A 12,954-nucleotide genomic window follows, 5' to 3' on the forward strand; every position below is an offset into this window, starting at 1 on the left:
CGTACGATGGCGTCGTTTTGGTGCTGTACTGCACCGGGCTCCACGATAAAGCGCAATGACTGCCGCTCTGGCATAAGTCTTGCGCGCGTTGTGCCCATGCCCTGGCTCGCAGGAGGCCGCCGTGTCGATTCATGTCGCGTTGCACCACGTTACGCATTACCGCTACGACCGCGCTGTCGAACTCGGCCCGCAGATTGTGCGCTTGCGCCCGGCTGCCCACAGCCGCACGCGGATTTTGTCCTATGCGCTGAAAGTGCTGCCCGAGCAGCATTTCATCAACTGGCAGCAAGACCCCCAGGGCAACTACCTGGCACGCCTGGTGTTTCCCGAAAAGACTGACCAACTGCGCATCGAAGTCGATCTGGTCGCCGAGATGGCGGTATTCAACCCCTTCGACTTTTTCCTCGAGCCCTACGCCGAGAACATCCCTTTCAGCTATGCCGCCGATGAGCAGCGCGAGCTGGCGCCTTACCTGGAAACCTTGCCACTGACGCCGAAGTTTGCCGCCTACCTGGCCGGCATCGACCGTACGCCGTTGCCGGCCGTGGATTTCCTGGTCGGGCTCAACCAGCGTCTGGCTGCCGATATCGGCTACCTGATCCGCATGGAACCGGGCGTGCAAACCCCGGAATTCACCCTGGAAAACGCCTCGGGCTCGTGCCGCGATTCGGCCTGGCTGCTGGTGCAACTGCTGCGCAACCTGGGGCTGGCGGCGCGGTTTGTCTCTGGCTACCTGATCCAGCTCACCGCAGACGTCAAGGCCCTGGACGGCCCCTCCGGTACCGAAGTGGACTTCACCGATCTGCACGCCTGGTGCGAGGTGTATTTGCCTGGCGCCGGCTGGATCGGCCTGGATGCCACCTCCGGGTTGTTCGCCGGTGAGGGGCATATTCCGTTGGCCTGTAGTCCAGATCCGTCGTCCGCCGCACCAATCAGTGGGCTGGTGGAACCGTGCGAGTGCGAATTCACCCACGAAATGTCGGTAGAGCGGATTTGGGAGGCCCCGAGGGTCACCAAGCCCTACACCGAAGAGCAGTGGCTGGCGATCCAGGCCCTGGGTCGGCAGATCGATGGTGACCTGCTCAGGGACGATGTGCGCCTGACCATGGGCGGCGAACCGACATTCGTGTCCATCGACGACCCCGACGGCGCCGAGTGGAACACCGACGCCCTGGGGCCGGACAAGCGCCGCCTGTCCGCTGAACTGTTCCAGCGCCTGCGCAAGCACTACGCGCCGCAGGGCCTGGTGCACTTCGGCCAGGGCAAGTGGTACCCCGGCGAGCAACTGCCGCGCTGGTCGCTCAACTGCTACTGGCGCCGCGACGGGGTGCCGATCTGGCACAACAGCGCGCTGATCGCCGATGAGCAAGCAGACTGCGGCGCGGATGGCCTATTGGCCGGGCGCTTCCTGGCCAGCGTCGCCGAACGCCTCAAGCTGCCGGCGAGCTTTGTGTTCCCGGCGTTCGAAGACAACTTCTACTACCTGTGGCGCGAGGGGACGCTGCCGCAAAACGTCAGCGCCCAGGACCCGCGCCTGAGTGACGATCTGGAACGCGAACGCCTGCGCAAAGTCTTCGGCCAAGGCTTGGATAAAATCATCGGCCAGGTGCTGCCGCTGGCGCGCACTGCCGCCAATGATCGCTGGCAGAGCGGGCGCTGGTACCTGCGCGACGATCACTGTCGCCTGGTGCCCGGCGATTCGCCGTTGGGTTATCGACTGCCGTTGGCCTCGCAGCCTTGGGTGACGGCAGCGGAATATCCGTTCGTGCATCCGACCGACCCGAATCAGGATCAACCGCAACTGCCCAGCACAGCGCAATTGCAAAGCCATGGCGAGCCCGCGCCGAGTGAAGAGCGTGAGCCACAGCTGGATGAATCCGCCGACTGGCTGACCCGCACCGCGCTGTGTGCCGAAGCACGGGAAGGGCGCCTCTATCTGTTCATGCCGCCGCTGGAGCGCGTGGAAGACTATCTGGAGCTGGTGACGGCCATCGAGGCCACCGCTGAAGAACTGCAATGTCCGGTGTTGCTGGAGGGCTATGAGCCGCCGGCCGATACGCGTCTGAGCAACTTTCGCGTCACGCCGGACCCTGGCGTGATCGAGGTCAACGTGCAGCCGTCCGCCACCTGGGACGAGTTGGTGGAACGCACCGAGTTTCTTTACGAAGAAGCGCGGCAAACCCGCCTGACCACGGAAAAATTCATGATCGACGGCCGCCACACTGGCACCGGCGGCGGCAACCATTTCGTGTTGGGCGGCGCGACACCCAAGGACTCACCGTTCCTGCGCCGGCCCGACCTGCTGCGCAGCTTGATCAGCTACTGGCATAACCATCCATCTCTATCCTATCTGTTTTCCGGCCTGTTTATCGGCCCGACGTCCCAGGCACCACGGGTGGATGAAGCGCGCAACGACGCACTGTATGAGCTGGAAATCGCCTTTGCGCAAATGCCCGCGCCGGGCGAAGAATGCCCGCCCTGGCTGGTCGACCGGCTGCTGCGCAACCTGCTGATCGACGTGACGGGCAATACCCACCGTGCTGAGTTCTGCATCGACAAGCTCTATTCCCCCGACGGCGCCACCGGCCGTCTGGGCCTGTTGGAACTGCGCGCGTTTGAGATGCCGCCCCATGCGCGCATGAGCCTCACCCAGCAGTTGCTGTTGCGGGCGCTGGTCGCGCGTTTCTGGCGTGAACCTTACGCGCCACCGAAGCTGGCGCGCTGGGGCACCGAACTGCATGACCGCTTCCTGCTGCCGCATTTTATCGAACAGGATTTCGCGGATGTGATCGCGGAGCTCAACGCCGCCGGTTATCCGCTGCGCGCCGAGTGGTTTGCCGCGCACCTGGCGTTCCGTTTCCCCAAGGTCGGCGACTATGCCGTCAGTGGTATCGAGCTGGAACTGCGCCAGGCTCTGGAACCCTGGCATGTGCTGGGCGAGGAGGGCGCGGTGGGCGGCACGGTACGGTATGTGGATTCGTCCCTGGAACGCCTGCAGGTGAAGTTGAGCGGCTTGCCGGCGCAACGCTATCTGCTGACCTGCAACGGCATCCCGGTGCCGCTGCAGCCCACCGGCCGCGTCGGCGAGTTCGTCGCCGGCGTGCGTTACCGCGCCTGGCAACCGTCCAACTGCTTGCAACCGACCATCGCCGTGCATGCGCCGCTGGTGTTCGATCTGCTGGACACCTGGATGCAGCGTTCGCTGGGCGGTTGCCAATACCACGTGGCCCATCCGGGCGGGCGCAATTACGACAGCTTGCCGGTGAATGCCAATGAAGCCGAGAGCCGGCGGATGGCGCGGTTTTTCCGCTTGGGGCATAGTCCAGGCAAGCTGGACGTACCAACTGTAGTTATCAACGATGAATTGCCAATGACTCTCGATCTGCGGCGTTTCCCCAATAAAAATGATTGAGTGCGATCCAAATGTGGGAGGGGGCTTGCTCCCGATGGCGGTCTGTCAGTCAGAATATCTGTTGCTGATGCACCGCAATCGGGGGCAAGCCCCCTCCCACATTGGATCGCGGTGAATTTGAGTTAACCTGAGCCCCCCTTGCCTCTGCCGAGCGTTCCATGTCCGATTTGCTCGACCGTTACCCCCTGACCCCAGGCACCTATCACGAACTGCTGGATGCCAGCGGCGCAGTGCGTGCCCATTGGCAGCGCCTGCTCGACCACCTGCAACGCAGCACGCCGGCCCAACTGGCCCAGCGCCAGGCATTGCTGACCCGGCAGATTCAGGAAAACGGCGTGACCTACAACGTCTACGCCGACCCCAAGGGCGCCGACCGTCCATGGGAACTGGACCTGTTGCCCCATGTGCTGGCCGCTGATGAGTGGCAGCACCTGTCGGCCGGTATTGCCCAGCGGGCGCGTCTGCTCAATGCCGTCCTCGCCGACCTCTATGGCCCGCAGCGCCTGATCAAAGAAGGCCTGCTGCCCGCCGAGCTGGTCTTCGGCCACAACAACTTTCTCTGGCCGTGCCAGGGTATCCAGCCGCCGGACGGGACCTTTCTGCACCTGTTCGCCGTTGACCTGGCCCGCACGCCGGATGGTCGCTGGTGGGTGACCGCCGACCGAACCCAAGCCCCCTCGGGCGCCGGTTATGCCCTGGAAAACCGTACCATCGTGTCCCGCGCCTTCCCGGATTTGTATCGTGACCTGCAGGTGCAACACCTCACCGGTTTCTTCCGCACCCTCCAGGACACCTTGGCCCGCCAGGCGCCCGGCGATGACCAGCCGCCGCTGATCGTGTTGCTCACGCCGGGGCGCTTCAACGAAAGCTATTTCGAACATCTCTACCTCGCCCGTCAGCTCGGTTACCCGCTGGTGGAAGGCGGCGACCTCACCGTGCGCGACAGCACGGTATTCCTCAAAACCCTCAGTGGCCTGCGCCGCGTAAACGCGATCATGCGTCGCCTGGACGACGACTTTTGCGACCCCCTGGAGCTGCGCACCGATTCGGCCCTCGGCGTACCCGGCCTGCTCGATGCCGTGCGCCAAGGCAACGTACTGGTGGCCAATGCCCTGGGCAGTGGCGTGCTGGAGTCGCCGGGGTTGCTCGGTTTCCTGCCGAAGATCAACGAATTTTTATTTGGTGAAGCACTGATCCTGCCGTCCATCGCCACCTGGTGGTGCGGCGAGGCGCCGGTGCTGGCCGAGGCGCTGGAAAAGCTGCCGCAGTTGCTGATCAAACCGGCGTTCCCTTCACAAAGTTTCGCTCCGGTATTCGGTCGCGACCTGAACGCCGAACAACGCCAGGCCCTGGCCGAACGCATGCGCGCGCGGCCCTACGCCTACGTCGCCCAGGAGTTGGCGCAGCTGTCTCAGGCGCCGGTGTGGCACACCGTGGATGACCACTTGCAACACCGCGCCATCGGCATGCGCGTATACGCCGTGGCCAGTGACGACGGCTACCGCGTACTGCCCGGCGGCTTGACCCGCGTGGCCGCTGACGCCGACGCCGAAGTGGTGTCGATGCAGCGCGGCGGTGCGAGCAAGGACACCTGGGTGCTCGGTGAACGTGCCCCCGGTGGCGAGCAATGGCGCGCCCAGCGCGCGATAGGCGCACACGACCTGGTGCGCCGCGATCCGTATCTGCCGTCACGCGTGGTAGAAAACCTGTTCTGGTTTGGCCGTTATTGCGAGCGCTGTGATGACAGCGCGCGCTGGCTGCGTATCGTGCTGGCGCGCTATGTCGACGGCGACGATCCGTTGGCGCTGCAGGCGGCGGTAGAGCTGGGTGAGAGCCTGCGATTGTTGCCGGATGAAGGGGCGCTTCCCGAACGCTTGCTGGCCGCGTTGCTCGGCGATGATTGGCCGTCGAGCCTGCGCGCCAATTTGCAGCGTTTGCAGTGGGCGGCGTCCCAGGTGCGCGGCAAGTTGTCCCGGGAAAACTGGCAGGCCCTGGTGGAACTGCAACGCGAAGCCATGGAGTTGGAGAGCGAAACCCCAGACTTCGGTCAACTGCTGGATTTCCTCAACCGCCTGGTGATGTCCCTGGCGGCGCTGTCGGGGTTTGCCCTGGACGACATGACCCGCGATGAAGGCTGGCGCTTCTTGATGATGGGCCGGCGTATCGAGCGCCTGCAGTTTCTCAGCAGCAGCCTTGCCGCGTTCCTGCGCGGTGTGGCGGTATTCGATCAGGCGGGGTTGGAGTGGTTGCTGGAGCTGGGCAACAGCAGCATCACCTACCGCTCGCGTTACCTGGCAGTGCCGCAACTGATTCCGGTGCTCGACCTGCTGTTGCTCGACGAGCAGAACCCCCATGCGGTGCTGTTCCAGCTGAAACTGGTGAGTCGTACCTTGCGGCGCTTGAACGATGATTTCGGCGTGCCACGGGAAACCGGCCTCGGGCCGTTGGTGGAGCAGTTGGCGCGCTTTGACCTGGGTTGCCTGGAGAACCCGCTGTTCGGCGAATCCAGCGTGCGTGCCGCGCTGGATGGCCTGGCCGACCTGCTGCAAGCGGTGGCCGATGAGAGTGGGCAAGTGTCGGATCGCCTGGCCTTGCGTCACTTTGCCCATGTGGATGATGTCAGCCAGCAAACGGTGTCGGTGTGATGAGTGCGCGCTATCAGATTTTCCATGACACCCATTATCACTACGACAGCCCGGTGTCCCTGGCCCAGCAGCTGGCGCATTTATGGCCACGGCCCTGTGCGTGGCAGCGCTGCACCTGGCAAACCCTGGATATCAGCCCGCAGCCTTCTTCACGCCGCGATGAACTGGACGTGTTCGGCAACCCGATCACGCGCCTGGCGTTCGAGCGGCCCCATGATGAACTGCTGGTCAATGCCGGGCTGACCGTGGAAGTGCTGACGCGGCCCGCATTGGATTTCCAGCAATCGCCGCCGTGGGACCGCACCCGTGACAGCCTCACCTACAGCAGCCAATCGCTGTCGCTGGAGGTGATCGAAGCCTGCCGCTACCGCTTCGAATCGCCTTACGTGCATCTGAAAAAAACCTTCGTCGAATTCTCCGAAAGCTGCTTCCCGCCTGGCGCGCCTTTGTTGATGGGCGTGCAGGCGCTGATGCAAAAGATCTTCAGCGAATTCACCTTTGATGCCGAAGCCACGCAGGTCGCCACGCCGCTGGTGGAAGTACTGGAGCGCCGTCGCGGCGTGTGCCAGGACTTCGCCCACCTGATGCTCGCCTGCCTGCGTTCGCGGGGGCTGGCGGCACGCTATATCAGCGGCTACCTGCTGACCCAGCCACCGCCCGGCCAGCCACGGCTGATCGGCGCCGATGCGTCGCACGCGTGGGTGTCGGTGTTCTGCCCGGAGTCGGGCTGGGTGGATTTCGATCCAACGAATAATGTGCAGCCGGCGCTGGAGCACATCACCCTGGCGTGGGGCCGGGATTTTTCCGATGTGTCGCCGTTGCGAGGGGTGATCCTGGGAGGAGGGAGCCATGACCCGGAGGTGCGGGTGACGGTGATGCCGCTGATGTAACGGGATCGTTCCCACGCTCTGCGTGGGAACGCCTGCGGTGACGCTCAGCGTCACTGTGCGCCGGGACGCGGAACGTCCAAGGCTGCATTCCCACGCAGAGCGTGGGAACGATCAATTATTCAGCCGGGTCTTTCGGTGTTTCAGTCTCGTCTGCTGCCACTTCACCTTCCGCATCCGGGTTCAGTGCTCCAGCCTCTTCATCTGCAGCGGCTTTCTTGCGTTGCAGCTTTTCCTCTTTCTTCTGTTCCTTGGCCAAGTCTCTCTGACGTTTGGCGAAGGAGTAATTAGGTTTGGCCATGGGCGATCCTCTAGGGTACGAAGGTGAGGGTGGGCGGCGCGCGGCTGCCTTGGGTCGCTATGGTAGCAGCTTAGCAGCGCGCTTGGCCTTCACTTACCGTTGGCGTAAGCGGCCAGCAGGCCGTTGAACAGTTGGTTGAGGTGCATGGCTCAGGCTCCAAGGGGGGATGGGCCGATCATATTCGGTTGCCGCGACGTTGGCTGGTAGATTGTATTGATCAGTCTGATAGCCTAAAGTTGTATACAATCTGTTGATGCAGATCATAAGAACTCACGCCTGATTGAGGCACCCTTGTCGCCATACGCGTTATTCAACCCTGCCTTGGAGATTCACATGTTCGCCAAACTCGTTGCTGTTTCCCTGCTGACTCTGGCTAGCGGCCAGTTGCTTGCCGCAGAGTGCAAGGTCACTGTCGACTCCACCGACCAGATGTCGTTCAACACCAAAGAAATCACCATCGACAAGAGCTGCAAGCAGTTCACCGTTGAGCTGACTCACTCTGGCAGCCTGCCGAAAAACGTCATGGGCCATAACTGGGTGCTGACCAGCGCCGCCAACATGCAGCCAGTTGCAACCGACGGCATGGCCGCTGGTATTGACAAGGACTACCTGAAAGCCGATGACGACCGCATCATTGCCCACACCAAAATCATTGGTGCCGGCGAGAAAGATTCGGTGACCTTTGATGTGTCCAAACTGACGGCGGGCACGGACTACATGTTCTTTTGCTCGTTCCCAGGCCATATTTCAATGATGAAAGGTACTGTGGTCGTCAAATAAGACCGCGTTATCGTTCATCGGGGGCAAGCCCCCTCCCACATTTGAATGTATTCACAAATCAAAGTGTGGGAGGGGGCTTGCCCCCGATGGCATTCTGACAATCAACGCAAAACTACCTGCCTCACCTCAAGGCGCAAACGGCATCACGCGCTTGTGCTCAGTCTTGCGGTACGTCTCGCAAATAATCCTGAACGCCTCCTCCCGCAACGGCTCGCCGTGCAGGAACGCATCGATCTCGGCATAGGTCACGCCATGTGACGCTTCGTCCGGCTTGCCCGGCGACAGGTCTTCCAGGTCGGCGGTCGGCACTTTCTCCACCAACGACTCCGGCGCGCCGAAATGCCGCGCAATCGCCCGCACCTGGTTTTTCACCAGCCCGCTCAGCGGCGCCAGGTCGCAGGCGCCGTCACCGAACTTGGTGAAAAAGCCCATGACCGCTTCCGCCGCATGGTCGGTACCGATCACCAGCCCACCGGCCGCGCCCGCGATTGTGTACTGCGCGACCATACGCATGCGCGCCTTGGTGTTGCCCAGCACGAAGTCGCGGGATGCTACCGGTTTGCCCTCGAACGCCGCGACTTCATTGGCCAGGGCTTTGACCGCCGGGCCGATGTTGACGGTATGGCGCTCGTCCGGTTCGATGAAGTCCACCGACGCCTGGGCTTCGAGTTCGTCGAACTGGGTTTCGTAGGGCAGGCGCACGGCGATAAACCGATAGGCCTCGTCGCCGCTGCTGGCGCGCAGTTCCTGCACGGCGCGCTGGGCCAAGAGGCCTGCGGTCAGGGAGTCGACACCGCCACTGATGCCCAGTACCAACGACTTGAGCCCGGAATTGCGCAGGCAGTCCTGAATAAAAGCCACGCGCCTGGCGACTTCTGCCTCAAGGGCGGCCTGGTCTTTGAACGGCGCTTGCACCTTGAGCTGCTGCGCAATCTCACGCTGTACGGCTTGCATGATTCACTCCTTGCTGGATAGGGCAGGTACTTTGAAAACGTGACGCAAATAGGCGACGAAATTGGGGTCGGTGCAGTGGGTCTTGCCCGCTTCATCGGAAATCTTCGCGACGGGCTGGCCATTGCAGGCGGTCATTTTAAGCACGATGCTCATCGGTTCCACCCCTGGAATATCGCAGGTCAGGTTGGTGCCGATGCCAAAGCTCACATTGATGCGACCGCGCAACGCACGGAAAATCTCCAGGGCCTTGGGCAGTGTGAGGCTGTCGGAGAACACCAGGGTCTTGCTCATCGGCTCGATGCCGAGCTTGTGGTAATGAGCGATGGCTTTTTCAGCCCACTGCACCGGGTCGCCGGAGTCGTGGCGCAGGCCATCGAACAGCTTGGCGAAGTACAAATCGAAGTCGCCCAGGAACGCATCGGTGGTGATGCAGTCGGTCAGGGCGATGCCCAGCAGGCCGCGGTACTCGCGGACCCAGCAATCGAGGGCGGCGATCTGGCTGTCGATCAGGCGCGGGCCGAGTTGCTGGTGGGCCATGATCCACTCATGGGCCATGGTGCCCAACGGCTTCATATCGAACTCGCGGGCCAGGTGCACGTTGCTGGTGCCGACAAAACGCCCAGGGAAGTCGTGCTTGAGCACGCTGACCACTTCCTCCTGCACCCGGTACGAGAAGCGCCGACGCGTGCCGAAGTCGGCCACTTGCAATTCGGACAGCTCATCGCGGCTGGCGTTGGCGGTCAGCCAGTCGAACTTGCGGTACAGCTGCTCGCGGGCCTGTTCCAGGATCACGGTCTGGTAGCGGTAGCGGTTACGCACTTCGCTGACGATGGCCAGCATCGGCACTTCAAACAAAATCACATGCAGCCACGGCCCGCGCAGGCGGATAAACAGCTCGCCGTTCTCGATACCGGTCTGCACGTAGCGCAGGTTGAAGCGGAACAGCCCGAGAAAACGCAAGAAATCCGGCTTCATGAAGCTGATGCGTTCCAGGAAACCCAATTGGTCCGGGCTCAGGCTCAGCTCGGCGAGGCGTTCGATCTGGTAGCGGATCTCCGCCAGGTAAGGGCGCAGGTCTTCGCTGTTGCGGCAACGAAACTCCCATTCAACCTCCACGTTCGGGTAGTTGTGCAGCACCGCCTGCATCATGGTCAGCTTGTAGAAGTCGGTGTCGAGCAGGTTCTGCACGATGCGATCGGCAAACACACTCTCGCTCATAACGGGAATCTCCAGACGGGTCGGCGAGGGGCGCCGGCCTTTACGCTCAATTGAGGAAGGGGGCTAGTGGCGCATAGACCTGGGTCGGTTTGCCAGTGATTTTTTTGCCAAGGCCACTGGCGCCATCGGGGGCAAGCCCCCTCCCACATTTTGAAATGCATTCCAACCTGTGGGAGGGGGCTTGCTCCCGATAGCGGTATTTCAGGCACTACACAACTTGCTCCAGCATCCATTTCACAAATTCGCGCACCTTGGGCACCTCCGCCGAATGCTCCGGATATGAGAGGTAATAAGCATCCTGGCTCGGCATTGCATGCTGCCAGGGAATCACCAGCTTGCCGTCGGCCAATTCCTCTTCCACCAGAAAGCGTGGCAGCAGCGCCACGCCGCAGCCGACTTGCGCCGCGCGAATGCACATATAAAAGGTGTCAAAGCGCGGCCCGTGGTAACTGTGCTCGGTGTGGAAGCCCTGGCTGGCGAACCAGTCATGCCAGCCTTGGGGGCGTGAGGCGTTTTGCAGCAGCACCAGCTCACTCAGTTGGGTGGGGTCGGTGAACGGCGCTGTCGGCAGGCTCTCCGGGGCGCACACAGGGATGAGTTCTTCGCTGAACAACTTCAGGCTTTCGGTGCCGGGGCGTGAACCCTGGCCGAAGTAGAACGCCATGTCGGCCTTGCCTTGCAGCAGCTCATCCGGTTCCTGTTCGTTGCACAGGTCCAAATGAATCTGCGGGTGGCGCAGGCGCCAGCCCTTGAGGCGCGGCACCAGCCAGCGCGCGCCGAAGGTGTAGGGCGTGGACACGCGCAGTACTTCGGTTTCGCCGCCGTAGGAACGCAGGTAGTGGGTAGACATCTCCACTTGGGTGAGGATCTTGCGCACCTCTACTAGGTACAGATCGCCCGCCGGGGTCATCTGCAAGCGGCGCCGCACCCGGCGAAACAGCAGGTGTTGCAGCAACTCTTCCAGCTGCGCCACCTGTTTGCTCACCGCGCTTTGCGTGAGGTTCAGTTCCTCGGCGGCGCGGGTAAAGCTCAGGTGGCGGGTAGCGGCTTCGAAACACTGCAGGGCGGTGATCGAAGGCAAATGTCTTTTGTTCAGCACGGCATGCCTCTTTTTATTCTTTGCATGAATAAACGGAATGATATCTCGCCTAATCGTCGTTTGTTGGCAAGTCTTGGGCCAGCTACAAATGAGGCCTGGATCGCCGCGCCGGTTGCGGCGCGCATTTTTCTGTTTTTGTTTGAAGGAGTGACCCATGGTTGCCGCATTGCTTGACCGTCTCGGGGTAGACCCGGCGCTGTACCAGGCGGGTACACAACCCGTGCATTCGCCGATCGATGGCAGCCGTATCGGCAGTGTGCACTGGGAAGGCGCGGCCGAGGTGGAGCAGCAGGTCAGTCGCGCCGAGCATGCATTCGACGCCTGGCGCAACGTGCCGGCCCCGCGTCGCGGCGAGCTGGTGCGCCAGTTGGGCGACATGTTGCGCCAATACAAGGCCGACCTTGGCGAGCTGGTCTCCTGGGAAGCCGGCAAGATCACCCAGGAAGGCCTGGGGGAAGTGCAGGAAATGATCGATATCTGCGACTTCGCCGTCGGCTTGTCGCGCCAGCTCTACGGCTTGACCATCGCCTCCGAGCGTCCCGGCCACCACATGCGTGAAACCTGGCACCCGCTGGGCGTGGTCGGCGTGATCAGCGCGTTCAACTTCCCAGTGGCCGTGTGGGCGTGGAACACAACGCTGGCGCTGGTGTGCGGCAATGCGGTGATCTGGAAACCGTCGGAAAAGACCCCGCTCACCGCGCTGGCCTGCCAGGCGCTGTTCGAACGGGTGTTGAAGAACTTCAAGGATGCACCGCAGTACCTCAGCCAAGTGATTATTGGCGGTCGCGATGCCGGCGCCGCGCTGGTGGATGACCCGCGTGTGGCGCTGATCAGCGCCACCGGCAGCACGCGCATGGGCCGCGAAGTGGCGCCGAAAGTTGCCGCGCGCTTTGCCCGCAGTATCCTCGAACTGGGCGGCAACAATGCGATGATCCTCAGCCCCAGCGCCGACCTGGACATGGCCGTGCGTGCCATCCTGTTCAGTGCGGTCGGCACCGCCGGCCAGCGGTGCACCACCCTGCGCCGGCTGATCGCCCATGAATCGGTCAAGGCCGACATCGTCACCCGTCTCAAGGCCGCCTACGCCAAGGTGCGCATCGGCCATCCGCTGGAAGGCAACCTGATCGGTCCGCTGATCGACAAGCACGGCTTCGACAACATGCAGGACGCCCTCGAGCAAGCCCTGAGCGAGGGCGGCAAGGTGTTCGGCGGCAAGCGCCAGTTGGAAGAGCAGTTCCCCAACGCCTACTACGTGTCGCCGGCGATTGTGGAGATGCCCGAGCAGAGCGACGTGGTGTGCACCGAGACCTTCGCGCCGATTCTGTATGTGATCGGCTACACCGACTTCGCCGAGGCCCTGCGTCTGAACAACGCGGTGCCACAAGGCTTGTCGTCATGCATCTTCACGACCGATGTGCGCGAAGCCGAGCAGTTCATGTCGGCAGTGGGCAGTGACTGCGGCATTGCCAACGTCAACATCGGCCCCAGTGGCGCGGAAATCGGTGGGGCGTTCGGCGGTGAGAAAGAGACCGGCGGCGGGCGTGAGTCGGGCTCGGATGCCTGGCGCGGGTATATGCGGCGCCAGACCAATACCGTGAACTACTCGCTGGAGTTGCCGCTGGCACAGGGCATCACCTTCGACTGAAGCCCCCTCAAGT

At 62.5% G+C, this 12,954-nt stretch carries 9 protein-coding genes; 5 read left to right on the forward strand and 4 right to left on the reverse strand.

The features are described from left to right. Positions 1-121 precede the first annotated feature (121 nt). The 3 genes from C4J89_RS02785 (at position 122) to C4J89_RS02795 (ending at position 6,947) form a co-directional block, all read left to right on the forward strand. Positions 122-3,412 (forward strand): DUF2126 domain-containing protein, encoded by a 3,291-nt coding sequence (locus C4J89_RS02785; RefSeq protein ID WP_124413693.1) that lies wholly within the window; start codon positions 122-124, stop codon positions 3,410-3,412. A 158-nt stretch (positions 3,413-3,570) separates the two neighbouring features. Continuing rightward, positions 3,571-6,057: a circularly permuted type 2 ATP-grasp protein gene (locus C4J89_RS02790; RefSeq protein ID WP_124413694.1), complete on the forward strand. Its 2,487-nt coding sequence runs from the start codon at positions 3,571-3,573 to the stop codon at positions 6,055-6,057. Further along, positions 6,057-6,947 (forward strand): transglutaminase family protein, encoded by an 891-nt coding sequence (locus C4J89_RS02795; RefSeq protein ID WP_124413695.1) that lies wholly within the window; start codon positions 6,057-6,059, stop codon positions 6,945-6,947. The genes C4J89_RS02790 and C4J89_RS02795 overlap by 1 nt, the downstream gene beginning before the upstream one ends. Positions 6,948-7,062: 115 nt before the next feature. Here C4J89_RS02795 and C4J89_RS02800 read toward each other — a convergent pair whose 3' ends face one another. Then, the gene (locus C4J89_RS02800; protein ID WP_057724239.1) at positions 7,063-7,245 is read right to left on the reverse strand and encodes a hypothetical protein; all 183 of its coding nucleotides are present in this window, start codon (positions 7,243-7,245) and stop codon (positions 7,063-7,065) included. Positions 7,246-7,578: 333 nt separating this feature from the next. On the opposite strand from C4J89_RS02800, the gene azu reads away from it, so the two are divergent. Then, positions 7,579-8,025 (forward strand): azurin, encoded by a 447-nt coding sequence (azu, locus tag C4J89_RS02805; RefSeq protein WP_124413696.1) that lies wholly within the window; start codon positions 7,579-7,581, stop codon positions 8,023-8,025. Positions 8,026-8,151: 126 nt separating this feature from the next. Here azu and nadE read toward each other — a convergent pair whose 3' ends face one another. The 3 genes from nadE to C4J89_RS02820 all read right to left on the reverse strand — a co-directional run bounded on the left by nadE (position 8,152) and on the right by C4J89_RS02820 (position 11,296). Beyond that, positions 8,152-8,979: an ammonia-dependent NAD(+) synthetase gene (gene nadE, locus C4J89_RS02810; protein ID WP_124413697.1), complete on the reverse strand. Its 828-nt coding sequence runs from the start codon at positions 8,977-8,979 to the stop codon at positions 8,152-8,154. A gap of 3 nt (positions 8,980-8,982) precedes the next feature. After that, on the reverse strand, positions 8,983-10,197 hold the full coding sequence (gene pncB / locus C4J89_RS02815; RefSeq protein ID WP_124413698.1) for a nicotinate phosphoribosyltransferase: 1,215 nt from the start codon (positions 10,195-10,197) through the stop codon (positions 8,983-8,985). Positions 10,198-10,405: 208 nt separating this feature from the next. Continuing rightward, entirely contained in the window at positions 10,406-11,296 is an 891-nt protein-coding gene (locus C4J89_RS02820) for a LysR family transcriptional regulator (protein ID WP_124413699.1), read from the reverse strand. Positions 11,297-11,450: 154 nt separating this feature from the next. Between C4J89_RS02820 and C4J89_RS02825 the strand changes: the two genes are divergently transcribed. Beyond that, positions 11,451-12,941, forward strand: coding sequence for an aldehyde dehydrogenase family protein (locus tag C4J89_RS02825; protein WP_124361044.1), 1,491 nt, complete (start codon positions 11,451-11,453; stop codon positions 12,939-12,941). Positions 12,942-12,954: the final 13 nt, after the last annotated feature.

This window comes from Pseudomonas sp. R4-35-07, from assembly GCF_003852235.1.
Lineage (GTDB): Bacteria > Pseudomonadota > Gammaproteobacteria > Pseudomonadales > Pseudomonadaceae > Aquipseudomonas.

Excerpts from the sequence above, each read along its gene's own strand:
- nadE (WP_124413697.1), bottom strand. The coding sequence starts at position 8,979 with ATGCAAGCCGTACAGCGTGAGATTGCGCAGCAGCTCAAGGTGCAAGCG.
- C4J89_RS02790 (WP_124413694.1), top strand. The coding sequence starts at position 3,571 with ATGTCCGATTTGCTCGACCGTTACCCCCTGACCCCAGGCACCTATCAC.
- pncB (WP_124413698.1), bottom strand. The coding sequence starts at position 10,197 with ATGAGCGAGAGTGTGTTTGCCGATCGCATCGTGCAGAACCTGCTCGAC.
- C4J89_RS02800 (WP_057724239.1), bottom strand. The coding sequence starts at position 7,245 with ATGGCCAAACCTAATTACTCCTTCGCCAAACGTCAGAGAGACTTGGCC.
- C4J89_RS02825 (WP_124361044.1), top strand. The coding sequence starts at position 11,451 with ATGGTTGCCGCATTGCTTGACCGTCTCGGGGTAGACCCGGCGCTGTAC.
- C4J89_RS02795 (WP_124413695.1), top strand. The coding sequence starts at position 6,057 with ATGAGTGCGCGCTATCAGATTTTCCATGACACCCATTATCACTACGAC.
- azu (WP_124413696.1), top strand. The coding sequence starts at position 7,579 with ATGTTCGCCAAACTCGTTGCTGTTTCCCTGCTGACTCTGGCTAGCGGC.